19 protein-coding genes are annotated in these 21701 nt (G+C 72.9%); 12 read left to right on the top strand and 7 right to left on the bottom strand.

Annotated features, from left to right (window positions below; genetic code table 11):
* Positions 1 to 90 precede the first annotated feature (90 nt).
* Together AB0K92_RS17215 and AB0K92_RS17210 are read right to left on the bottom strand one after the other, a co-directional pair.
* Positions 91 to 1314: a fused response regulator/phosphatase gene (locus tag AB0K92_RS17215; protein ID WP_365923648.1), complete on the bottom strand. Its 1224-nt coding sequence runs from the start codon at positions 1312 to 1314 to the stop codon at positions 91 to 93.
* Positions 1315 to 1578: 264 nt separating this feature from the next.
* Positions 1579 to 2412, bottom strand: a complete 834-nt coding sequence (locus AB0K92_RS17210) for a SigB/SigF/SigG family RNA polymerase sigma factor (RefSeq protein ID WP_365923646.1) — start codon at positions 2410 to 2412, stop codon at positions 1579 to 1581.
* 269 nt (positions 2413 to 2681) lie between these two features.
* Between AB0K92_RS17210 and AB0K92_RS17205 the strand changes: the two genes are divergently transcribed.
* The 3 genes from AB0K92_RS17205 (at position 2682) to AB0K92_RS17195 (ending at position 4079) form a co-directional block, all read left to right on the top strand.
* Positions 2682 to 3140 (top strand): ATP-binding protein, encoded by a 459-nt coding sequence (locus AB0K92_RS17205; protein ID WP_365923644.1) that lies wholly within the window; start codon positions 2682 to 2684, stop codon positions 3138 to 3140.
* A gap of 200 nt (positions 3141 to 3340) precedes the next feature.
* Positions 3341 to 3754 carry an SRPBCC family protein gene (locus AB0K92_RS17200; RefSeq protein WP_365923642.1) on the top strand — a complete coding sequence of 138 codons (414 nt, stop codon included), beginning with the start codon at positions 3341 to 3343 and terminating at the stop codon, positions 3752 to 3754.
* Positions 3755 to 3770: 16 nt separating this feature from the next.
* Positions 3771 to 4079 (top strand): hypothetical protein, encoded by a 309-nt coding sequence (locus AB0K92_RS17195; protein WP_166003687.1) that lies wholly within the window; start codon positions 3771 to 3773, stop codon positions 4077 to 4079.
* Between the two features lie 287 nt (positions 4080 to 4366).
* On the opposite strand, the gene AB0K92_RS17190 is transcribed toward AB0K92_RS17195, so the two are convergent.
* Together AB0K92_RS17190 and AB0K92_RS17185 are read right to left on the bottom strand one after the other, a co-directional pair.
* Positions 4367 to 6508, bottom strand: coding sequence for a SpoIIE family protein phosphatase (locus AB0K92_RS17190; RefSeq protein ID WP_365923640.1), 2142 nt, complete (start codon positions 6506 to 6508; stop codon positions 4367 to 4369).
* A gap of 348 nt (positions 6509 to 6856) precedes the next feature.
* On the bottom strand, positions 6857 to 8959 hold the full coding sequence (locus AB0K92_RS17185) for an ABC transporter ATP-binding protein (protein ID WP_365923638.1): 2103 nt from the start codon (positions 8957 to 8959) through the stop codon (positions 6857 to 6859).
* A gap of 119 nt (positions 8960 to 9078) precedes the next feature.
* On the opposite strand from AB0K92_RS17185, the gene AB0K92_RS17180 reads away from it, so the two are divergent.
* On the top strand, positions 9079 to 10053 hold the full coding sequence (locus tag AB0K92_RS17180) for a lysylphosphatidylglycerol synthase transmembrane domain-containing protein (protein WP_365923636.1): 975 nt from the start codon (positions 9079 to 9081) through the stop codon (positions 10051 to 10053).
* An 837-nt stretch (positions 10054 to 10890) separates the two neighbouring features.
* On the opposite strand, the gene AB0K92_RS17175 is transcribed toward AB0K92_RS17180, so the two are convergent.
* Positions 10891 to 11802 carry a ScbA/BarX family gamma-butyrolactone biosynthesis protein gene (locus tag AB0K92_RS17175; RefSeq protein WP_365923634.1) on the bottom strand — a complete coding sequence of 304 codons (912 nt, stop codon included), beginning with the start codon at positions 11800 to 11802 and terminating at the stop codon, positions 10891 to 10893.
* Positions 11803 to 11939: 137 nt separating this feature from the next.
* Between AB0K92_RS17175 and AB0K92_RS17170 the strand changes: the two genes are divergently transcribed.
* Positions 11940 to 12560, top strand: a complete 621-nt coding sequence (locus AB0K92_RS17170; protein ID WP_365923632.1) for a ScbR family autoregulator-binding transcription factor — start codon at positions 11940 to 11942, stop codon at positions 12558 to 12560.
* A 339-nt stretch (positions 12561 to 12899) separates the two neighbouring features.
* Positions 12900 to 13709 carry a response regulator transcription factor gene (locus AB0K92_RS17165; protein ID WP_365923630.1) on the top strand — a complete coding sequence of 270 codons (810 nt, stop codon included), beginning with the start codon at positions 12900 to 12902 and terminating at the stop codon, positions 13707 to 13709.
* Between the two features lie 257 nt (positions 13710 to 13966).
* Here the strand turns inward: AB0K92_RS17165 and AB0K92_RS17160 are convergent, their stop codons facing one another.
* Both AB0K92_RS17160 and AB0K92_RS17155 read right to left on the bottom strand, forming a co-directional pair.
* Positions 13967 to 15202 carry an acyl-CoA dehydrogenase family protein gene (locus tag AB0K92_RS17160; protein ID WP_365923628.1) on the bottom strand — a complete coding sequence of 412 codons (1236 nt, stop codon included), beginning with the start codon at positions 15200 to 15202 and terminating at the stop codon, positions 13967 to 13969.
* A 191-nt stretch (positions 15203 to 15393) separates the two neighbouring features.
* Positions 15394 to 16569 carry an acyl-CoA dehydrogenase family protein gene (locus tag AB0K92_RS17155; RefSeq protein ID WP_365923627.1) on the bottom strand — a complete coding sequence of 392 codons (1176 nt, stop codon included), beginning with the start codon at positions 16567 to 16569 and terminating at the stop codon, positions 15394 to 15396.
* 240 nt (positions 16570 to 16809) lie between these two features.
* On the opposite strand from AB0K92_RS17155, the gene AB0K92_RS17150 reads away from it, so the two are divergent.
* The 6 genes from AB0K92_RS17150 (at position 16810) to AB0K92_RS17125 (ending at position 21585) form a co-directional block, all read left to right on the top strand.
* Entirely contained in the window at positions 16810 to 17964 is a 1155-nt protein-coding gene (locus AB0K92_RS17150) for an isopropylmalate synthase (protein ID WP_365923625.1), read from the top strand.
* A 99-nt stretch (positions 17965 to 18063) separates the two neighbouring features.
* Positions 18064 to 18252, top strand: a complete 189-nt coding sequence (locus AB0K92_RS17145; RefSeq protein WP_351842288.1) for a lysine biosynthesis protein LysW — start codon at positions 18064 to 18066, stop codon at positions 18250 to 18252.
* A 45-nt stretch (positions 18253 to 18297) separates the two neighbouring features.
* Positions 18298 to 19146, top strand: a complete 849-nt coding sequence (locus tag AB0K92_RS17140) for a RimK family alpha-L-glutamate ligase (protein WP_166003670.1) — start codon at positions 18298 to 18300, stop codon at positions 19144 to 19146.
* Entirely contained in the window at positions 19143 to 20210 is a 1068-nt protein-coding gene (gene argC / locus AB0K92_RS17135) for an N-acetyl-gamma-glutamyl-phosphate reductase (protein ID WP_365923622.1), read from the top strand. Before AB0K92_RS17140 ends, argC begins: the two co-directional genes overlap by 4 nt.
* Positions 20207 to 21010 (top strand): acetylglutamate kinase, encoded by an 804-nt coding sequence (locus AB0K92_RS17130; RefSeq protein WP_365923620.1) that lies wholly within the window; start codon positions 20207 to 20209, stop codon positions 21008 to 21010. The genes argC and AB0K92_RS17130 overlap by 4 nt, the downstream gene beginning before the upstream one ends.
* 11 nt (positions 21011 to 21021) lie before the next feature.
* Complete coding sequence (locus tag AB0K92_RS17125) at positions 21022 to 21585, top strand: gamma-glutamyl-gamma-aminobutyrate hydrolase family protein (RefSeq protein WP_166003663.1); 564 nt, start codon at positions 21022 to 21024, stop codon at positions 21583 to 21585.
* Positions 21586 to 21701 lie beyond the last annotated feature (116 nt).

Here is a 21701-nt window from a genome sequence, read left to right as displayed (position 1 = left end):
TGCACCGTCAGTTTGCGGCCGCTCCACACATCGGCTCTGCGTTCCGTCACCGTGTTCCAGGTCGACACTCGTCCCACTCGTCTCACTTGTTCAGTTCCAGCTCAGATGGACAACGGCCACGTCGTCGGCCAGACCGCCCTGCTCCTCGGCGAGCTCCTCGGCCTTGCCGATCAGACGGTCCACGAAGGCCTCGGGGGGCAGGCCGGCCGCGCTGCGGGCGAGCGCCAGCAGGCCCTCCTCGCCCAGGCGCTGCGGGCCGCGGCTGACGTGTCCCTCGAACAGCCCGTCGGTGAACAGGACCACCGAGTCGCCCTTGGGCACCGGCAGTTCCGCGATCGGCCAGGTCGCGCCGCCGGGGAGCATGCCGAGCGCCGGCCCGCCGGGTACCTCGATCCACTCGACGTGCTCACGGCCGCGCCGGAGCAGCCCGTGGTGGCCGGCGCGGACGACGTGGGCCCGCTGTTCGCCCGGTACGACGGCCAGGCTCACGAGGGTGGCGAAGACCTCCTCGCGGGCCCGTTCGGCGACCAGCAGTTCCTCCAGCCGGCTCATCTGCTCGGAGCCGGCGACACCGCTGAGCACCAGGGTGCGCCAGGCGATCCGCAGGGCGACGCCGAGCGCCGCCTCGTCGGGGCCGTGTCCGGAGACGTCGCCGACGATCGCGTGCACGGTGCCGTCCGAGTCCTGGACGATGTCGTAGAAGTCGCCGCCGAGCAGCGCCTGGGCCCGGCCGGGGCGGTAGCGGGCCACGACGTGGACGCCCTCGCCGCGCAGCAGCGGGCGGGGCAGCAGGCCGCGTTCCAGACGGGCGTTCTCCTGGGCCTGCATCTGGCTGGCCTGGAGGGCGACGGCCGCCTGCTCCGCCTGCTTGCGCTGGATCGCGTACCGGACCGCCCGGCCGAAGAGTTCGGGCTCGACGCGGCCCTTGACCAGGTAGTCCTGTGCGCCGGCCGCGACCGCGGCGAGGCCGGTCTCCTCCTCGGCGAGCCCGGTGAGGACGACGATCGCGACCTGCTCGGCGCGGGCCCGCAGCAGGGAGACGGCCTCCAGGCCGCGGGCGTCCGACAGATGCAGGTCGAGCAGGACGCAGTCGGGCGTCTCGGTGGCGAGCACCTCGGCGGCCTCGGTCAGCGACCGGACCCAGCGCAGCCGTATCTTCAGGGCGCTGTCGGCGACCAGTTCCTCGACGAGCAGCGCGTCACCCGGGTCGTCCTCCACGAGGAGGACGGACGGCTCGGGCCGTTCCCATTCCGCCTCGGCTCCCACCCGGGCCGCTCTGATCAGCTCGGCAGCGCGAGCCTGCGACGTCACCATCGTTCCGACCTTCCCCGCCCCGTATCCGCCGTCCGCCGTCCGCGCGTCACCGCGCCACGGCGGCCGGCCGTGGGTGCGACGGCTTCCGGATCTTCACCATTCACCCGCAGGATGCCCCAAGGGCCCCCACATGTTCGCAGCCGGGGTCCGGGCGACGAGGTCGCGGACCCGGCCGGGGCCGGCGGCGGGGATCCCGGCGTACCCCTCTGTGCGGCGGCGGCCCGCCGGAGCCGGCGGGCCGCCCGGGCCGGGCGGGCGCGTCCGTCACGGTGCGGGCAGCAGGTCCGCGCGCAGCCGCGCGAGCAGCCTGCTGAGCAGACGTGAGACGTGCATCTGGGAGACGCCCAAGCGCTCGCCGATCTCCGCCTGCGTCCGTTCCTCCACGAAGCGCAGGTGCAGCAGGAGACGTTCACGTTCGTCCAGTTCGGTGATGCGCGGTGCCAGGGCGTGCAGGTCCTCCACGAGGTCGAAGGCCGCGTCCTCGCTGCCGACGAAGTCGGCCAGGGCGGACTCCCCGTCCTCGCTCTGGCCTATGGCCGCGTCGAGCGAGGCGGAGGTGTGGCCGTTGGAGGCCAGCATCGCCTCGACGACCTCGTCCTCGGACAGGCTCATCAGCTGGGCGAGTTCCCGGACCGTGGGGGTGCGGCCCAGCCGGCCGGTGAGCTCCTCGGTGGCGCGCGCGAGGTGGACGCGGGCCTCCTGCAGGCGGCGGGGCACGTGCACGGCCCAGGTGGTGTCGCGGAAGAACCGCTTGATCTCGCCGACGATGTAGGGGATCGCGAAGGTGGTGAACTCGACCTCGCGGGAGACCTCGAAGCGGTCGATGGCCTTGATGAGCCCGATGACGCCGACCTGGACGATGTCCTCCATGTCGTCCTTGGCGCGCCCGCGGAACCGGCCGGCCGCGAACCGCACGAGCGACAGGTTCATCTCGATGAGCGTGTTGCGCGCGTACTGGTACTCGGCGGTGCCTTCCTCTAGTACGGCCAGCCGCTGCAGGAACAGCCGGGTGAGCTGCCTGGCGTCCCCCGGCGCCACCTGGGCGGGGTCGTCCAGCTCCGGAAGCGTGGTCGCATCCGTACCCGTGTCAGTCGTCACCGACGTCGTCATCGTCCGCCCATTCCCGTGATACCGGCAGTCCTCGTCGGCGCTTACCCGCAACTTCCCGAGCCATGCCTCCGACTTTTCCGGCCGTGCCGTCCGGCCCCCGCGGTGCCGTCCGGCCCCCGCCGTGCCGCCCGGACGGGGGAGACGAGGCACGATTCCCCGCCCGGTACCTGTGGGTCGCGCAGTCCTGGGTATGCGGATAGGACGGCACAGCGATCGCGCAGACGAACGAGCCATCACCCGCACACGAGGAACCCTGCATGGAGAACTCGCTCAAGTACCAGGCGAGGGACATCCGGACGGCGGACCACAGCACCCGCTCCTGCCTGACCCGCACCTGGGATCCCACGGTCCCCGACATCGCAGAGGCACGCCGTGCCGTCATCGACCTGCTGGAACGTCTCGACCAGCCGCCGTGCGGCCGGTCGGTCCAGGACGCCTGCCTGGTCGTCAGCGAACTCGTCACCAACGCCGTCCGGCACGCCCCCGGCCCCTGCACCCTGGAGCTGGACGCCGGCCCCGACGGCCGGGCGCTGCGGATCACCGTGCGGGACACCTCCCGCCGGCTGCCCCGGCTGCAGCCCCGCGATCCGGCCCGGATCGGCGGACACGGACTGCATCTGGTGCGGTCCCTGAGCCTGCGGCTGGAGGTTACCCCGCGGGCGAGGGGGAAGGACGTCACCGCGACGGTTCCGCTGGAGCCCGCGGACGGTCGCTGAGCCGCCCTCCGCCACTGGGTCCTCCCCCGCTGGAGCCTTGCCCGCCGCGGCCTCCCCCGCTGCGACCTTCCCTCGCCGCGTTCGGGGACCGGGCCCGGATGCGCGCCTTCGGTCCGCTCGGCGCCCGGTCGCACGCTTATTCACGGGCAACCCGGGCACGCGGTGGGCTGTACCACCCCGAGCCGAGGACGGTGCCGCCGATGACCGAGTACGAACGTTCCCGCACGATGCCCGCGCAGCCGGAGCAGGTGTTCGACCAGGCCGCCAACATCGGTCAGCTCGACACCTGGCTGCCGTCCGAGCTGCATGTCCGGGCGGAGGAGCTGCCCGCCGTCACGGTCCATGAGGACCGCACCGACGAGGACACCTCCGCCCTGCTGCGGAAGCGGCCGGAACAGATGCGGCTGGAGTGGGGCACCCGGGACCAGGGCAGCTACGCGGGCTGGCTACAGGTCGCGGGGATCGGCAGCGGGGCCAGCGAGGTGACCGTGCACCTGTCGTTCTTCGACGACAGCCACGACCCCGGCGAGCAGGCCGTGGCCGACGCCCTAGACGGCAGCCTGCGGCGGCTGGAGGAGCAGGTGCGGCTGCGGGTCGACAACCCCGCCGGCTGATCGGAGGACCGTCGTCATGCCACGCGCCACGTCGTACGCCGTCGCCGCCTCCGGTCAGTGGACGGACGAGGAGGAGGGCCGCCGCCGGCTGCCGGCCGGGGAGGTCCACGCCTGGGAGCCCGGCCGCAACGAGACGGTGTGCGGGCTGTCGCTCAGCCGGTCCCGGCTGGGCCGTTTCCCGCACGTCACCTGGCCGGACGTCCTCCCGGAGTCCGGCGGGGCGGCCGACGAGGTACGGCGGGTGTGCCCGCGCTGCGCGTCCGTGGCGGGGCGGCGTGGCGGTGACGCGCGCCCGCGGTGGCGGCGGGTGAATCCGCGTCCGTGAGCGGGTGGCCGGCCGGCGGTCTGCGATCCGCGATCGGCGGCCTGTGGTCCGCGGCCTGGAGTCACCGGTCGGCGGCCCGTGGTTCGCGGCCCGAAGTCGGCGGTCTGCGGTCGGCGGTCTGTGGTCTGCGGTCGTCGGCGGTCTGTGGTCTGTGGTCTGCGGTCGTCGGCGGTCTGTGGTCTGTGGTCTGTGGTCTGTGGTCTGCGGTCGTCGGCGGTCTGTGGTCTGCGGTCAGCGGTCAGCGGTCAACGGTCAACGGTCAACGGTCAGCGGTCAGCGGTCAGCGGTCAACGGTCAACGGGATGGTGGCCGGGGTCGTGCCGCAGGGCCAGGAGGGCGATGTCGTCGGCCCGCTGGCCGGTGGTGCCCTCTCTGCGCAGCAGCTCGTCGATGAGGCCGTCCAGGTCCTGGTCCTCGGCCTCCGCCTCGGCGAGATGGCGGGCGAGGCGAGCGATGGCGTCGTCGAGGTCGGTGCCGGGCGTCTCGATGAGGCCGTCGGTGTAGAAGAGCAGGGTCAGACCGGGGGTGAACGGGATCTCGGTCACCGGGTAGACGGCGTCGGGGTCGATGCCGAGCAGCGGTCCGGGCCGGACGACGACGGGGCGGGTGGTGCGGTCGGGCAGGCGCAGCAGCGGGGGCGGGTGGCCCGCGGCGGCCAGGGTGACCCGCCCGGCGGCCAGGTCGAGGTGGGCGTAGAGGCAGCTGGTGAACAGGTCGGGGGCGAGGTCGATGAGGAGCCGGTTGGTTCCGGCGAGGACCTGGTCGGGGGCGCTGCCGGCGGCCGCGTGGGCGTGGACGGCGGTGCGGACCTGGCCCATGAGCGCGGCGGCGGCGACGTTGTGGCCCTGGACGTCCCCGATGACGGCGGCCGCGGAGGTCTCGCCGAGCCGGATCAGGTCGTAGAAGTCGCCGCCGATGTCCATGCCGCGGGTGGTGGGCAGATAGCGGGCGGCCACCCCCAGGCCTCGCACCGTGGGCAGGGTGCGCGGCAGCAGCGCCTGCTGGAGGCCGTGGGCGAGTTCCTGCTTGGTGTCGTACAGGCGGGCCCGGTCGAGGGCGTGGGCGACGAGTCCGGCGAGTGAGGTCATGACGGCGCGTTCCTCGGCCGTGAACTCGTGCGGATCGTCGTACGACAGCACCCAGCAGCCGACCGGCCGGCCGGAGATCACCAGCGGCAGGAAGGCCCAGGCGTTCTTGCCGCTGATCATGGGGGCGTCGGGGTAGATCCGCCGCATCTCCTGCTGGCTGGCGAAGAAGGCGGGGATGCCGGAGGCGATGGCCCGCCCGGCCGGGGTCAGCCGGGTGTCGAGGGGCAGCGCGTCGAGCTGCCGGATCGCCTCCGGGGTGTAGCCGCGGTAGCCGGTGATGCGCAGCCGGCCCGCGTCGGCGGCGGACAGCACCAGGCCCTGGGCGCCGAAGGCGGGCATGATCTGGTCGGCGATCAGGTCGATGACGTCCTGGACGCCCACGACCTCGGTAAGCGCGGCGGCGAGGTGCATCAGCTGGTACAGCCGGCCGGCGCGGGTCGGATTCACGCTGCGGGTGGAGCCACGCGGCGCCGGGGCGGGCGGGGGCTGGGCGCCGCTGGGCACGATCCGGACGCTGATGCCGCTGGCGTCCGGGTAGAGGTGCAGTTCCAGCCAGGTGTCGGGTGGGCGGCAGGCGGTGAAGGAGACGGGTTCGCGGCTGAGCACGGCAGCCCGGTAGCGGTCCTCGTAGGTGGGGTCGTCGAGCCAGCGCAGGGACTGCCAGGGCCGGGTGCCGAGGAGCTGGTCGGCGCTGCGGCCCAGCAGTTCGCAGGCGCCGGAGCTGAGGTAGGTGAAGCGCCCCTCGAGGTCGAGGGAGCAGCTGCCGCCGGGCAGCCGTTCGATGAAGTCGGCGGCGGCCATGGTGGGGCCGGCGGAGTCGCGGCCCACGACGGCGGGCACGACGTGGGGGCCGCCGTCGCGCGCCGGGGCCCGGCCGTGCGCGCCCCCTTCGTCCAGCAGGCGGGCCAGCCGGCGGCAGCTGGACTGGATGTACCGGCGCTCCCGGCCGGTCATGAACGCGGGCCGGTTGGCGGGCCACATCAGCAGCAGGGCCCCCCAGCGGCGGACGCCGTCGACCGGCGCGGCGGCGAGCGCCAGGGGGTAGGGCAGGGCCATCGCGGTGCGCGGGTAGGAGTGGGTCATCTCCTCCTGGCTGCCGATCCACACCAGGCGGTGCAGGCGGACGGCGTCGGCGACGGGGGCGGGCGCGGCGAGCGCCACCCGTGCCCACGGGGCGGCCAGCTCCGCCGACGCCCCGGACAGCAGCTCCAGGCAGAGCACCTCCTCGCCGGGTTCGAGGAGGTAGAGGGCGCCGATGGACGCGCCGATGTGGCGCACCGTCTCCGCGAACGCGGTATCCAGTTCGTCGCGCGTGGCCGGTTCGTCCGTGCTGCCGCCCATACCGGGACGTTACGCCCGCGGACCGGGATCGGCACGTGTTGCGGGCGGGCGGGGGTGGCTCCGCCGGTGTGACTGCGCGGAGGACGCCTGTCGCGGGCCGACGGGAGACGCCCGCGAGGAATTGGCGCGAGACACCCGCCGCGAGCCGGCGGCAGACGCCCGCGAGGGATCGGCGCGAGACACCCGCCGCGAGCCGGCGGCAGACGCCCGTGACGGGCCACGGATGATCACCGCGGCCGCTCGGCGGCCGCTCCCCCGGCCCGCGACGGTTCCCCGCCCGCGACGGCTCTCCTGCCGCCGCGACGCCCCCCACCCCCGGCCGTTCGTGACGGCGCGCCGGTGTCCCGTTCAGGCTGTTGCCGCGCCGACCGGGCCGCGTTCCCCGGCCTCCGTAGGGCCCTCGGACCCGGCGCGACCCTCGGACGCCGTGCCACCCTCGGACCCCGTGCCACCCTCGGATCCGGTACGTTCCTCCAGCCCGGCGCGTCCCCCGAACCCGGTGCCACCCTCGGACCCGGTACGTTCCTCCAGCCCGGCGCGTCCCCCGATCCCGGCGCTTTCCTCGCCGGGGCGGTGCTCGTCGAACCGGTGGCGTTCCTCGAACTGGGTGCGGTACAGCTCGGCGTACCGGCCGTCCGCCGCGATCAGCTCCTCGTGGGTGCCCTGCTCGACGATCCGGCCGTCCTCCAGGACGAGGATCCGGTCGGCGGCGCGGACCGTGGAGAGCCGGTGGGCGATCACGAGGGCGGTGCGGTCGCGCAGCGCCTCGGTCAGCGCCTCCTGGACGGCCGCCTCGGAGGTGTTGTCGAGGTGGGCGGTGGCCTCGTCGAGGACGACGACCCGCTGGCGGGCCAGCAGCAGCCGGGCGATGGTCATGCGCTGGCGTTCGCCGCCGGACAGGCGGTAGCCGCGTTCGCCGACGACCGTGTCCAGGCCGTCGGGCAGGGCGCGCACGAGGGAGTCGAGGCGGGCGCGGCGCAGGGCGTCCCACAGGTCGTCGTCGGTGGCGTCGGGGCGGGCGAGCAGGAGGTTGGCGCGGACCGTGTCGTGGAAGAGGTGGCCGTCCTGGGTGACCATGCCGACGGTGGCGCGCAGCGAGGCGGCGCTCAGGTCGCGTACGTCGACGCCGCCGACGCGCACGGCGCCCGCGTCGACGTCGTACAGCCGCGGCAGGAGCTGCGCGATGGTGGACTTGCCGGCGCCGGAGGAGCCGACGAGCGCGATGGTCCGGCCGGGTTCGGCGCGGAAGGAGATGCCGTGCAGGACCTCGGCGCCGCCCCGGGTGTCGAGGGTGGCCACCTCCTCCAGGGAGGCGAGGGAGACCTTGTCGGCGGCCGGGTAGCCGAAGCGGACGTCGTCGAACTCGACCGCGACGGGGCCGTCGGGCACGGGCCGGGCGTCGGGGCGGTCCTCGATGAGGGGTTTCAGGTCCAGCACCTCGAAGACCCGCTCGAAGCTGACGAGGGCGCTCATCACCTCCACCCGGGCGCCCGCGAGCGCGGTGAGGGGGGCGTAGAGCCGGGTGAGGAGCAGCGCGAGGGCGACGACGGCGCCGGGTTCCAGGGTGCCGCGCAGGGCGAGGGCGCCGCCGAGGCCGTAGACGAGGGCGAGGGCGAGGGCGGAGACCAGGGTGAGGGCGGTGATGAACGCGGACTGTGCGGTCGCGGTGCGGATGCCGATGGCCGCGACCCGGCGGGCCCGTTCGGCGAACTCGCGGGACTCCTCCTCGGGGCGGCCGAACAGTTTGACGAGGGTGGCGCCGGGCGCGGAGAACCGCTCGGTCATGCGGGTGCCCATCGCCGCGTTGAGCGTGGCGGCCTCGCGCTGCATCCGGGCCATCCGGCGGCCCATCCGGCGCGCCGGGATCACGAACACCGGCAGCAGCACCAGCGCGAGGAGGGTGACCTGCCAGGACAGGGTGAGCATGACGGCGAGGGTGAGCACCAGGGTGACCAGGTTGCTGACCACGCCGGAGAGGGTGTTGCTGAACGCCCGCTGCGCGCCGATGACGTCGTTGTTGAGCCGGCTGACGAGCGCTCCGGTGCGCGTGCGGGTGAAGAACGCGACCGGCATGCGCTGCACATGGTCGAAGACGGCCGTGCGCAGGTCCAGGATCAGGCCCTCGCCGAGCGTCGCCGACAGCCGGCGGGCGAGGATGCCGAGCCCTGCCTCGACGACGGCGATGACCGCGATGAGCAGGGCGAGCCTCACGACGGTGGCCCGGTCGCCGCCCGACACGATCGCGTCGACGACCCGGCCGGCGAGCAGCGGGGTGGCGACGGCGAGCAGTGCGGTGGCCACGCCGAGCAGCACGAACAGCGCGATCCTGCGGCGGTGCGGGCGGGCGAAGGCGCCGATGCGGCGCAGGGTGGCGCGGGCGAAGGGGCGGCGTTCTTCTTGGGCGTTGAGGACGCTGTGCAGCTGCGTCCAGGCCGTGGTCTCCATGCTCATGTGCCGACCGTAGAACCTCGACCAATATTGAGGTCAAAGGTCGCCGGTCGGGTGTCCGTCATCCGGCGTCCCCGCGTGCGCAACCCCCGGTTGGGGCGGCGCGGCGACTCTCTGCGGGTGTGACAGCGATACGGCTTCCCCGGCGCGTCCCGCTACGGCTCCCCCGGCGCGTCCCGCTCCGCACGGCTGTGTGCCTGCTTCCGCTCGCGTTGGTCGCCGTGGCGGCGGTGCGCCACCGGGAGGTGCTCGCCGAGGGGTTCGGGCACCTGGCGACGGCCCGGCCGGCCTGGCTGCTGGCGGCCGCCGGCGCGACATGTCTGACCTGGGTGGCGGCGGCCCTCACCCGGCAGGGCGCGGTCGTCGAGCGGCTGCCCGCGCGCCGCTTGCTCGCCACCCAGTTCGCGGCGGGCGCGGCCAACCACCTGCTGCCCGGCGGGCTGGGGGCGAGCGCGGTGAATCTGCGGTTCATGACGGTGTGCGGGCTGCCGCTCGCCCGCTCCTCCGCCGCGCTGGCGCTCTACCTGCTGGCGGAGGGCGTCGGCCGGGTGGGCCTGCTGGCCGCCCTGCTGCTCGCCTTCCCGGGGGCGCTGCGGCTCGGACCGCTGCTGCCCGCGGGGGTCGCCGGGCCGCTGCTGCTCGCCACCTGCGCGGCGGCCGTCGGGGTGGCGGCGGCCCTGCTGTGCGTACGGCGACTGCGGGCGGCCGTGGGTTCGTTCCTGCGCACCGCGCTCGGCGAGGCCCGCTCGGTCCACCGCCGGCCGGCGCGGGCGCTCGCGCTGTGGGGTGGCTCGTTCGCCTTTCCCGCGCTGCAGGCGTCCGTCCTGGTCGCGGTGGGGCGGGCGCTGGGGCTGGGGGTGCCGCCGTGGCACATGGCGGTCGCGTATCTGGCGGCGACCGTCGCCGTCGCGCTGATCCCCACGCCGGGCGGGGTCGGCTCGGTCGAGGCCGCGCTGATCGTGGCCCTGGTGGCAGCGGGCGGACCGGCCGCGGTGGCGACGGCGGTGGTGCTGGCCTTCCGCATCCTCACGGTGTGGCTGCCGCTGCTGCCGGGGGCGCTGACGCTGGGGGTGCTGGTGCGGCTGAAGGTGATCTGAGGAGGGCCGGCCGTGTCCGCCTTGCCGCTCTTCCGGCCGGTGTGCGCCTTGCAGGGCGTCCGGCCGGTGGTCGTTTGCCGGCCGTTCGGCCGTGGCCGTCTGCCGGCCCTCCGGTCGGCGGCCGCTTGCCGGTCGTTCGGCCGGAGCCCTCTGCTGTACGTCTGCCCGGTGGTCGTCTGCCGGCCCTCCGACCGATGGTCGTCTGCCGGCCCTCCGGCCGGTGGCGCTCCGCCAGTCGTCCGGCCGGTGGCCGTCTACCGGTCCCCGGCCGGTGCTCGCCTGCCGGTCCTCCGGCCGGTGGCGCTCCGCCAGTCGTCCGGCCGATGGCCCTCGGTCGTACGTCCGGCCGGTGGCCGTCTACCGGTCCCCGGCCGGTGGCCGTCTACCGGTCCCCGGCCGGTGGTCGCCGACCGGTCCTCCGGCCGGTGCTCGCCTGCCGGTCCTCCGGCCGGTGGCGCTCCGCCAGTCGTCCGGCCGATGGCCTTCGGTCGTACGTCCGGCCGGAAACCCTCCGCCCTTCAGCTGGCCGGGCCAGGGGCCCTCTGCCGTACGTCCGGCCGGTGGCCGTCTACCGGTCGCCCGGCCGGTGGTCGTCTGCTGGTCGTCCGGCCGGTGGCGCTCTGCGGGTCGCCCGGCTGGTGGCGCTCTGCCGTACGTCCGGCCGGTGGCCGACTACCGGTCGCCCGGCCGGTGGTCGCCTGCCGGTCCTCCGGCCGATGGTCGTCTGCCGGTCGTCCGGCCGGTGGCGCTCTGCCGTATGTGCGGTCGGTTGCCCGGCGGCGGGGGGCTCGACTTCTGGGAGTCGGGGATGCGCCGCCGCCGGGTGACCGGTGCGTGCTACGCCCGGTGGCGCAGGCCGCGCAGCCGGGCCCGGAAGGCGGGTTCGTCGCGCTGTGAGCCGGTGATCTCGAAGGCGAGCCAGCCGGGCAGCAGGGTGGGCAGCGGCTGGGCCTGGATCAGGCAGGGCTCGTCGAACTCCACATACCGCTGGAAGCTGATGCTCAGGTCGGTGATCTCGACGGGCTGGGAGCCGGAGGCGGCCCGTGCCGCCTGCTCGGCGGCTTCGAGCAGCACCAGGCCCGGCACGTGGTCGACCGGGTGGTCGAAGAGGAGGATGTTCGAGATGTCGCAGCGCAGCCGCCAGCGGTTCCCGGCGCCGTCGGGGGCGAGGAGTACGTCGTTGTCCTCGCGTCTGCCGACCAGGTGCGGGGCGACGGGTCGCGCGAGCGGCCACCTGCCCCAGTCGGAGTCGTGGAACGTACGGCCGCGCAGCCGGCGGTACGCCACGGGCGACACCCAGCCGAACTCGGTGTCGGCCAGGCACACGGTCTCCTCGCCCCGCCGGATGCGGAACTCCATGCCGAGGCTGGCGGCGCGCCCGCCGGTCCGGGTGACGGCGACGTCCACCTGGAGGTCGGCGCCGGCCCGCGCCTCGAAACCGGGTTCCACCGTGATGTTCAGTGTGTTGAGCAGGGTCTGATGCCGCGTCGGGACGTCGTACGCCGCGTGCGCGACGAGGAGGCCGGACTGACGGATGGTCTGCGTCAGCAGCCGGGGGTCGTACGGGTGGGCACCGCCGCGGGCAGGCCACTGGACCCGGACGGTGAAGGCGTTGGCGCTCTCCTGGCGCCAGTCCCGCACGAGGACCGACTCGTCGTGCCGGAGATGGGTGTACTCGCCCAACCGTGCCGGAAGGGAGGTGCCGGCGTCGTCGCGGTGGGCATGGGAGGGCTGAGTGGTCCTGGGCAAGGCTTCCCCCGGTTGAACCGTTACTCGGACGTCTGTTCGCTGTGCCGCAGATTGATAACATACCGACTCTTCAGTCACTTGCAAGGGGCTTTTGTGAGAGTTCAACTGCGGGGAATCGAACGGGCGGGAGGTGCGTCATGGTGAGGCAGGATCGTGCGATTCGCACTCGCAAGCACATTCTTGAGTCAATGGCCGGTCTCTTCAACGAAGTCGGGTACGACGCCGCGACCATCGCCGCGCTCGTCGAGCGCACGGGCCTGACACGCGGCGCCCTGTACTTCCATTTCGCTTCCAAGGAAGACATGGCGCGGGCGGTGCTGGACGAGGCCGTGACCCTCGAGGGCATCACCCCACAGCAGTTCAAGATGCAGGAGTGGGTGGACCTGGGTCTCGTCCTCGCCTACCGGGTGCCCCGGGAGCCGATACTGCGCGCGGCCATCCGGCTCTCCGTCGACCCCAAGGCGCGCCGGCTGTTCGGAACACGCTGGGGGGACTGGGTGAGCGTGGGGCGTGACCTGCTCACCGAGGCGCAGAAGCGCGGCGAACTGCTCCAGCACGCCAGCCCGTCCGCCGTCTCCCGTGCCGTCGTGGGCTCCTGGACCGGCGTCCAGCTGCTGACGGAGAGCCTCGGGGAGGGACTCGACCTCACCGAGGAGGTCTCGTCCCTCTATCAGATGCTGCTGCCCAGCATCGTCAGCCCCGGCGTACTGGCCAAGATCGACATGTCCCCCTACCGGGCCGAGCGACTGCTGGCGTGACACCGGGAGGGACATCCCGACTCCGGGCTCACCCCCCGGAGTCTTTGCGTTTTGGAAGTCATGGGCAACGAGCGAGGCGCGCCGGACGCCTGCTCGGCCGTCCGGGGCGGCCAGAAATACGGAATGCATTATTCCCTTACGGAGCCGCAACACTCGGTGGACATGACAGGTTCTGTTTACACAGCGTTCGGTTTTTTTGAAGATCGCCCATCTCAAGTAGTGGTCTCGATGTCAAGTTTCCTTCAAGAGTGCTGCGCTGTAGCGGTGGTTTGCCCTTGTTTGCCTGACTCTTGGCACTCGTTTCCGGCTGTACAAAAAACAGGACGTGTGTTTCTTTAGGTGGCGCAGGCGATAGGGGGAGCGATGACACTGCATGCCACAGAGGCAGCTGGGGGTATCACCGCACGGACGAGAGACTTCACTGTGGTGCGCGTCCCGCCGCCGGCGGCCCGCGCACACTTCACCCGACTGAGCGAGATCGGCACGATCCGCGTCCTGGTGGTCGAGGACGATCCCACCGCCGCGGAGGCACGCGTCTCCGAGCTGCGCCGACACGGATACGTGGCGCACTGCGTGGACACCGGCGCGGCCGCGCTGAAGTCCCATCGGAACGCCGATCTGGTCCTGCTCGACCTGAGCCTTCCGGACATCGACGGTCTGGAGGTGTGCCGGCGGATGAGGGCGGCCGGGAACAAGCCGATCATCTCCGTCACCGCCCGCGACGCGGAAGAGGTGGACCGGGTGCTCGCCCTGCAGGCGGGCGCGGACGACTGCGTCGTCGCCTCCTGCGGTGTGCGGGAGATGACGGCCCGTATAGAGGCATTACTGCGGCGGGCCTATCCGCAACCGGAATCGGCCCGCACCATCACGCGCGGGCCGCTCCATATCGACGGCCGGACCCGGGAGGTCCGGGTGCACGACGAGCCGGTGAATCTCACCGCCAAGGAATTCGAGTTGCTGCACCTGCTGGCCGCGAATCCGGAAAGTGTCATTTCTCGCCGGGAATTGATGGCCCGGGTCTGGGACACTCAGTGGACGGATTCCAGCCGGACCATCGACACCCATGTGAGCAGCCTGCGGGCGAAACTGGGTGCCCCCGGCTGGATCATCACGGTCAGGGGTGTCGGCTACCGCATCGGCCACGGCTGACGTTCCGCTCCCGGCCCCCGTGCACTGTGCATCGCGCCCCGCGCACGACTGACCGGCCGCCCTCGGACCCCGCGTCCCGCAGGACTCACGTACACACGACTCACGTACACCCACGCACACACGAAACACACGCACGCACAGACGACGGACGGGCCCGCCTCGGGCCCGTCCGTCGTGCGCGGGTCGAACGGCCGGCCTCCCGCGCCGGGCGGCGGCGGGGCGGCCCGCGCCACCGCCCGGCACCGGGGGCCGGAGGGTCAGGACGGGGAGCCGGCCGGCTCCCGGAGCCCGTCGAAGCCCACCGGGACCTTGCCGAGCCCGGTCGGCTTCAGCCAGTCGAAGGGGCTGTAGACCGCCGGCCCCAGCCCCAGCCCTTCCGCGACCACCTCGCGCAGGCGGTTGGAGGTGAAGCCGCCGATGACGTTCATCTGCGCGTCCCGGTAGAGGCGTTCGACCTCATGGCCCTGGGTCACCCCACTCGCCCCGTGGATCTGCACGGCCGCGGCGGTGACGTCCACGGCCATCTCGGTGGCGTAGATCTTCAGCATGGCGATCAGGTCCCGGGCGGGCCGGCCGGCCGCCTTCTCGACCAGGGCCCGCCGGGCCAGCGTCCGGGCCGCGTCGATCCGTACCCGGGCGTCGGCGAGCTGGGCCTGGACGCCCTCCATGTGCATCAGCGGACGGCCGAAGGAGACCCGCTCGCGGGCGTGCCGCACCGAGGCGTCCAGCGCGGACTCGGCGATGCCGACGGCCGCGACCGCGATCAGCAGCCAGCCCCACGCCATGCTCTCGGACAGCTCCCCGCCCAGCTCGCCGAACGGCACCGGCACGACGTCGGTCTCGGCGACATGGGCGTCGGTGAAGACGATGCCGCCCCACGGCATGCCGCGCAGGCCCATCCGCGGGATGTCGTAACGGCGCACCCCGGGCCCGTGCAGGTCCACGAAGGCCAGGCACCACTCCGGGCCGCCCTCCTCGGCGGGCCGGTGGCGCCTGACGACCGTGACCGCCAGATCGGCCTCGGCGGCGTTGGCGATCCTGCTCTTCTCGCCGCTGATCAGGTACCCCTCCCCTGGTGCCCCCGCCGGGCGCACCAGGGTCTGCAGGGTGGCCGCGTCGCTGCCCGCGCCGCGCTCCACGATCGCGAAGCAGGCCAGCTTCTCCCCGGACAGCACCGGCTCCAGCAGCCGGGCGTGTTCGCTCGCGGGGCTGTAGCGGGCGATGAGCTTGGCGCACAGCAGCGCCGAGACGGTGGCCGTCCAGTAGGTGGCCGGGCAGGCCCGGGCCAGGGATTCCATGGCCTCCAGCTGGGCGAGGACATCGGCGCCGGTGCCGCCCAGTTCGGGGGCGTGGAACATTCTCAGGTAGCCGCTGTCGGCGGTCTCCTGCCAGCTGGCCGGATGGATCCGGCCGGCCGCGTCGGTCTCGTGGGCCCGGGCGGCCACGCCCGGGAAGCTCGGTGCGGTGCCGGTGCCACGCTGGGTGCCGGTCATGTCGGTTGCACTCCTCACGTTCAGCCGAGTTCAGGAAGTCACGTTCAGCCGAGGTCCGGACGTCGCCTTCGGCCGAGGCCCGGACGTCGCCTTCGGCGGCCGAGGTCCGGACGTCGCCTTCGGCCGCGGTCCGGACGGCAAGCTCAGCCGAGGTCCGGACGGCACCTTCGGCCGAGGTCCGGACGGCATGCTCAGCCGACGCCCAGCAGGGACGCCGCGACCACCGGCCGCAGCACCCCACTGCCGCCGCCGGTCTCGGCGAAGAACAGCGCGTCGCGGTGCGCCCGCTCGATCAGGTGGTCGCCGGTCAGGGCGAACGGCCCGGACAGCCGCGCCGCCTCCTCGGTGACCGCCCGGGCGGCGCTCGCCGTGAACAGCCGGGCGGCGGCCGCGTCCCGGGGCGCGGGCCCGCCGGCGCCGTCGAACCGCTCGGCGGCCCGGTACAGCAGCCCGGCCGCCAGTTCGCAGCGGGCCGCGAGGTCGGCCAGCGTGAACCGGGCCGACTGGTCGTGGGCGACCGGCCGCCCGAAGAGCAGCCGCTCGCGAGCCTCGCCGACGGCGTCCCGGGTCAGCGCGCGCATGACGCCCAGCCAGGGCGCGCTGGTGAACACCCAGTCCAGCCCGGCCAGCAGCGGCTCCACCTCGTCGGCGGCGCCGCCGACGGTGCCGAGCACGGCAGTCTCCGGCACCGGGCAGCCGTGCAGCACCAGCCGCCCCCACGGGCAGGTGGCCATCGCGGCCGGACCGGCGTCGGTGATCTGCAGACCCGGCGTCTCACGGTCGACGAAGAACGCGGTGCGTCCGCCGCGCCCGTCGTGCCCGGCGACGACCAGGAAGTGGTGCGCTTCGGGGGCGACCGCCACCAGGTCGAGTTCACCGGTGAGCACCCATCCGTCGCCGTCCACCGGGGCGGGCCGGGCGGTGACAGTGGGGGCGAGGCCGGTGTGCTGGGTCTGGCGCAGCGACAGGGCGCCCAGCCGGCTGCCGTCGGCCATCCCGGGCAGGTAGCGCTCCCGCTGCGCCGCGGTGCCGAAGGCGCGCAGCGGTACGGCGGTGAGGACCGCGTGCACTGTGACGGCGAGGGCGAGGCCGGGGTCGCGGGCGCCCTCGCCCAGCCCTTCGAGCAGCGCGAACGTCTCCCGGGCGGTCAGACCGGCGCCGCCCAGTTCGGGGGGTATCAGTGCGCCGGCGAGCCCGGCCTCGGCGAGTTCCCGGAACAGTTCCGGATCCCACCGGCGCTCGCGGTCGCGTGCGGGGGCGGTCGGCCGTACCAGCCGGTCGGCGAGCTTGCGGACGCGTTCGGCCACGGACCGCTCGTCCCCTTCGGCGCCGAGACCGGCGCCGGCGAGGGAATTCGACATCACCATGGGATTTCCCTTCTCCCCAATTCATCGGGTCCTGCGCACCTTAGCCGCCCCATTTTCGGGCGGGCCGGATCGGGCAGAAATTTGTCGGTGGATTCGAGGGAAATTCGCGCTCTCGACGTTCCATGACGTTGCGCCACACTCCTTGACAATCCTCTGACACAGGCGTCGTTGTTCCCTGACAGAGGGTCGGCCAGCATATTCCGCAGCGCTCCACCGGAATTCGACGAGGAAGGAACGCAAATGTCAGCAGCAGTGCAGGGGTCCGAGCCCGTGACGGGGCTGCCCCGCCTGTCCGACGCCACCCTGCGGGACTCCGCGCACATGGCGGGCGTCGAGTTCGGCCCCAAGGACGCGGCCCGTATCGCGGAGCTGCTGGTCAAAACCGGGATCGAACTGGTCGAGGTCGGCATGGTGTCCGGTCCGAACTCCAAGGACGCCGACCTCGTCCTCGCCACCCACGAGGCCGTCGGCCCCGAGCGCAGCATGACCCTCCTGGTCGTGCGGGACCGCCAGCAGGTGGCCACGGCGCTCGACGAGGCCGAGCGGCTGGGCGTGCGCCACATCATGTACTCGATCCCGACGTCCGAGCAGCACGCCAAGCTGAAGCTCGGCTCGCCCAGCGCCAAGTTCCTGCACACGCTGGCCCGTTCCGCGATCCAGCAGGCCAAGGAGCGGGGTTTCCACGTCACCTTCAGCGGCGAGGACGGCGCCCGCACCCCCAAGGAGCGGCTCGTCCCGTACGTCACCGCGGGCTTCGAGGCCGGCGCGGACCGGTTCCGCCTCGCGGAGACCGTCGCCTACCTCTCGCCCTGGCAGATGGAGGAGGTGATCGGCGACCTCACCGCGATCGACGGTTCGGAGATCGAGATCCACTCCCACAACATGCTGGGCATGGCCGTGGCGAACTCGCTCGCGGCGGTCCGGGCCGGCGCGCAGTGGATCTCGGCGACGGTCGGCGGGATCGGCGAGCGCGGCGGCAACGCCCCGCTGGCGGAGCTGCTCACCTCGCTGCGGGTCATCCACGGTGACACCCGCTTCGACCTCTCCCACCTCACCGAGCTGTCCAGGATCGCCCTGAAGGGCGCCGGCCTGGGCGAGGCCTTCCAGTCCGGCCCGACCACGCCGCACGCCTTCGCGTACGAGCTGCCCGGCCAGCTGACCCACCCCGAGGCCTACGAGACGCTGCCCGCCGAACTCGTCGGCAACTCCCGCGAGCTGCGGGTCCGCACCCGGCTGACGCCGGCCCTGGTCACCTGGGCGCTCGCCGAGTCGGGTGTGTTCGTCGACGTCGAGGCCTTCACCCCGTGGCTCATCGAGCGCCAGGAGCGGAACGGCGCGCCGCTGCTCGACCGGGACGCCATCCGCAAGGCCGCCATCGACTTCCAGTCCGAGTGAGTCCGGGCACGCCGACAGCCTGCTCTCACCGAAGTCACACCACTGCGATCCACAGCACTGCGATCAATCAACACCACTGCACTAGAACGGAGTTACCTCATGTCCACCGCCGCCACTCTGACCGGTGCCTGCCCCGAGTGCGAGACCGACCTGACCGTGCCCCCGGTCGTCCAGGGCGAGACCCTCTCCTGCCCCGAGTGCATGCTCACCCTCCGCGTCGAGGACATCCAGGACGGCCGGCTGGTCCTGCAGATGGTCCAGGTGCAGCTCCGTGACTGGGGCCAGTGACAGCCGCCCCTCCCCCGGAGCCTCTCTTCTAAGGAGACACCCCTCATGGGCAACACCGTTGCCGTCATCGCGGACCGGATCAGCTGGGAGGAACGCCGGCTGATCGAGACCGCACCCGACTTCGGTCTGCGGATCGAGTGGGTCAACGACGAGTCGCTGTGCCTCGGCGGGGCCGGCGCGCCCTCCCTCAAGGGCCTGGACGCCGTGCTGGTGCGCAGCCGCAGCTACACCCGCGGCGGGCTGGTCGCCACGCTCGCCGAGGAGGCGGGCGTGCTCACCATCAACTCCGCCGCGGCCATCCACGCCTGCGAGAACAAGGCCGAGCTGCGCGCCCGGCTGCGCGCCGCCGGCGTCCCCGTGCCGGACTTCCGGCTGGTCCTCTCCCGCAAGGACTTCGAGAAGGCGCTGGAGGAACTGCCGGCGCCGCTGGTCCTCAAGCCGGTCTTCGGCGGCATGGGCAAGCGGGTCACGCTGCTGCGCCACCCCGACACGGCCCACTCCGTGTACGACTACGTCGAGGACCTGGGGCACGCCTTCGAGCAGGCCTGCCTGGTGGAGCCGTATCTGGGCGGCAGCTCCGTGCGCTGCCTGGTGGTCGGCGAACAGCTGGTGGGCGCCGCCGAGTTCGAGAGCGCCGGCACCGACTGGCGCAACAACGCGGCGCTCGGCAACAAGAACCGCGCCGTCGACCACGACCCCGAGACGCTGAAGATCATCGACGCGGTCCTGGGTGTCCTCGGTCCCGGCATCTACGGAGTAGACCTCTTCCGCACCGAGGACGGCTACGTCGTCAACGAGGTGAACCACGCGCCCGCCTTCCGGGCGGTGTCCTCGGCGACCGGTGCGGACGTCCCCTCGGCCATCGGCCGCCATCTGCAGGAGCTGCTCGCATGATCCGTGCAGGAGTCGTCGGCGCCTCGGGCATCGCCGGCGGAGAACTCATCCGTCTGATCACCCAGCACCCCGAGCTGGAACTCACCTACCTGGGCGGCTCGTCCAGCGCCGGCCGCCGCCCGGCCGAGCTGCACCCCGGCCTGCGCCTGGACCTGGGCGGGCTGACCGTCCAGCCGGTCACCGAGGACATCGCCGACCGCGTGGACGTCCTCTTCCTGGCCACTCCGGCGCCGGTGTCGGCCGAGCTGGCGGAGATGTTCGCCGACCGGGTCGCGGCCGTCGTCGACCTCAGCGGCGCCTTCCGCATCCGCACCCCGGAGCTGCACGACCGCTGGTACCCGAAGGTCAGGCGGCGCACCGAGCTGGCCGACCGCTTCGTCTACGGCGTACCGGAGCTGATCGGCGACCAGCTGAAGGACGCGGCGCTGATCTCGCTCCCCGGCTGCTACGCCACCGCCATCACCGTGGGCCTCGCGCCGCTCACCCTGGGCCTCGGTCTGAACCTGAAGACGGTCGTGGTGGACGGCAAGAGCGGTTCGAGCGGCGGCGGTCTGCAGCTGCGCACCGCCGACCTGCACCCGTTCCGCAGCGGGGCGATCGCCCCGTACGCGCCGACCGGGCACCGGCACGCCGCCGAGGTCAAGGACTTCCTGGAGCGCGGCAAGCCCGGCACGGTCGAGTCGCTGAGCATGTCCGCCTACGGCGTCTCGCATGTGCGCGGTCTGCTCACCAGCAGCTACGTCTTCACCGACGAGCAGCTCGACCAGCGTGAGCTGCAGCGCGCCTACCTGCGCTTCTACAAGGGGCACCGGTTCGTGCGGGTGCGCCGGCACACCGAGACGCTGATCCCGGTGCCGGACCCGCAGGCCGTGCTCGGCTCCAACTACGTCGATGTGACGGTCCTGCTGGACGAGGAGCCGGACGCGCGCGGACGGATCGTCGTCCTCGCCGCCCTGGACAACATCGTCAAGGGCGCGGCGGGCCAGGCCCTTCAGGCGGCCAACCTGCGGTTCGGCCTGCCCGAGGAGACGGGGCTGACGATGCAGCCGGTGGTGCCCGCATGAGCGCCTTCGCGAACGAGGCGGCCCCGACCGTCGTCAAGCTCGGCGGCAGCTGCCTGGACGACCTCGCCGGTGACTGGTGGGACGACCTGGCCCGGCACGGCCGGGAACACCCGCTGGTCCTGGTGCACGGCTGGTCCAAGCCGCTCAAGAAGCTCCGCCCCCGCTACAGCGAACCGTCGGCGATCCTGCGCGACCGGTACGGCAACCAGAGCCGCTGGACCACGCCGGAGGTCATCGCCGACATCAAGACCGTCAGCGCCCAGCTGGCCGAGGACGTGTTCGAGCGGCTGAGCCGGCGCGGCATCACCGCCGAACGGCTGCTCGGCAGCGACGGCCTGGTCAGCGCGGGCGAGGCCGAGCGCTGGTGGTGGCAGGGCAAGCAGCTGGTCGAGCTGGAGAACCTGGTCGGCCCGATCACCGGGGTGGACCCGGCCCCGCTGAAGAACCTCCAGCCGGGCCACGCCTACCTGGTCACCCCGCTGGCCAGGAACGGCGCGGGCCGGGAGGTGAACACCGACGCCGACCGGGCCGCGGCGGCCATCGCGGGCGCCACCGGGGCCCGGGACCTGGTCCTGGTCACCGACGTGGCCCACCTGCTGATCGACGGCGAGCCGGTGCCCCGGATCACGGCCGAGGCGGCCGCCCGGTTCCGGGACAACGGCGCCACCGGCGGCATGCGCAAGAAGCTGCGCGCGGCCGGCGAGGCGCTGGACCAGGGCGTGGCGCGGGTCGTCATCGGCAGCGCGCCCGTCAGTGAGCTGCTCGCCGCCCGCACCGGCACCGTCATCACGCGAGACTGAGGAGCGAACACGTGGCGAAATCCCGTGTCCTGGTGGTCAACAACGGAACCCTGTCGCTGAGGCAACTGCGGGCGCGGTTCGAACAGCTGGGCTCCGAGACCGACGCGGTGGACGCCGCCTCGGTGCCCGCCCGGCTCGACGGCCGCTACCAGGCCGTCGTGCTGAGCGGCACCAAGGTGCGGGCGTACGACCGCGACTACTACAAGCCGCTCGTCGATCTGGTGATGAACGCCGACGTCCCGGTGTTCGGGATCTGCGGCGGTATGCAGATCCTCGCGGTGTCGGCCGGCGGGCGCCTCGCGGAGGGCCCGCAGCGGGTCGGCGGCTACGAGGTCCAGGTGGACAAGGAAGAGGCCCTGTTCACCCACGTCAAGCCGACGGTGACCGTGTTCCACCGGCACACCCTGTATCTGCAGGAGGCCCCGAAGGGCTTCCGCTCCATCGGCCGCTCCGAGCACGCGCCCGTGGAGTTCCTGCGCTCCGACGACGGCCGCATCTTCGGCGCGCAGGCCCACCTGGAGTTCCGCAGCGACGGTCTGGAGATCCTGCGCGGCTTCGCGCAGCTCTACCAGTGACCGCCCTCCCCTCACCCCACCCCTCCACGCTCGACCACCCCACCATTCGACCACTCCACCGCTCGACCACTCCACCGCTCCACCGACCCACCGACTCACCGACCCACTGAGGAATT

Origin of the sequence: Streptomyces sp. NPDC052687 (genome assembly GCF_040678395.1) — a bacterium.
Taxonomy (GTDB): domain Bacteria; phylum Actinomycetota; class Actinomycetes; order Streptomycetales; family Streptomycetaceae; genus Streptomyces.
The sequence above is the reverse complement of the archived record's forward strand: the minus strand, read 5'-3'. Positions and strand labels throughout refer to the sequence as shown.

Bases quoted from the DNA above. Each gene is read 5' to 3' on its own strand.
- AB0K92_RS17155 (WP_365923627.1), bottom strand. From the start codon at position 16,569: ATGGTGATGTCGAATTCCCTCGCCGGCGCCGGTCTCGGCGCCGAAGGG.
- argC (WP_365923622.1), top strand. From the start codon at position 19,143: ATGATCCGTGCAGGAGTCGTCGGCGCCTCGGGCATCGCCGGCGGAGAA.
- AB0K92_RS17195 (WP_166003687.1), top strand. From the start codon at position 3,771: ATGCCACGCGCCACGTCGTACGCCGTCGCCGCCTCCGGTCAGTGGACG.
- AB0K92_RS17185 (WP_365923638.1), bottom strand. From the start codon at position 8,959: ATGAGCATGGAGACCACGGCCTGGACGCAGCTGCACAGCGTCCTCAAC.
- AB0K92_RS17145 (WP_351842288.1), top strand. From the start codon at position 18,064: ATGTCCACCGCCGCCACTCTGACCGGTGCCTGCCCCGAGTGCGAGACC.
- AB0K92_RS17190 (WP_365923640.1), bottom strand. From the start codon at position 6,508: ATGGGCGGCAGCACGGACGAACCGGCCACGCGCGACGAACTGGATACC.
- AB0K92_RS17160 (WP_365923628.1), bottom strand. From the start codon at position 15,202: ATGACCGGCACCCAGCGTGGCACCGGCACCGCACCGAGCTTCCCGGGC.
- AB0K92_RS17200 (WP_365923642.1), top strand. From the start codon at position 3,341: ATGACCGAGTACGAACGTTCCCGCACGATGCCCGCGCAGCCGGAGCAG.
- AB0K92_RS17130 (WP_365923620.1), top strand. From the start codon at position 20,207: ATGAGCGCCTTCGCGAACGAGGCGGCCCCGACCGTCGTCAAGCTCGGC.
- AB0K92_RS17150 (WP_365923625.1), top strand. From the start codon at position 16,810: ATGTCAGCAGCAGTGCAGGGGTCCGAGCCCGTGACGGGGCTGCCCCGC.
- AB0K92_RS17205 (WP_365923644.1), top strand. From the start codon at position 2,682: ATGGAGAACTCGCTCAAGTACCAGGCGAGGGACATCCGGACGGCGGAC.
- AB0K92_RS17215 (WP_365923648.1), bottom strand. From the start codon at position 1,314: ATGGTGACGTCGCAGGCTCGCGCTGCCGAGCTGATCAGAGCGGCCCGG.
- AB0K92_RS17140 (WP_166003670.1), top strand. From the start codon at position 18,298: ATGGGCAACACCGTTGCCGTCATCGCGGACCGGATCAGCTGGGAGGAA.
- AB0K92_RS17170 (WP_365923632.1), top strand. From the start codon at position 11,940: ATGGTGAGGCAGGATCGTGCGATTCGCACTCGCAAGCACATTCTTGAG.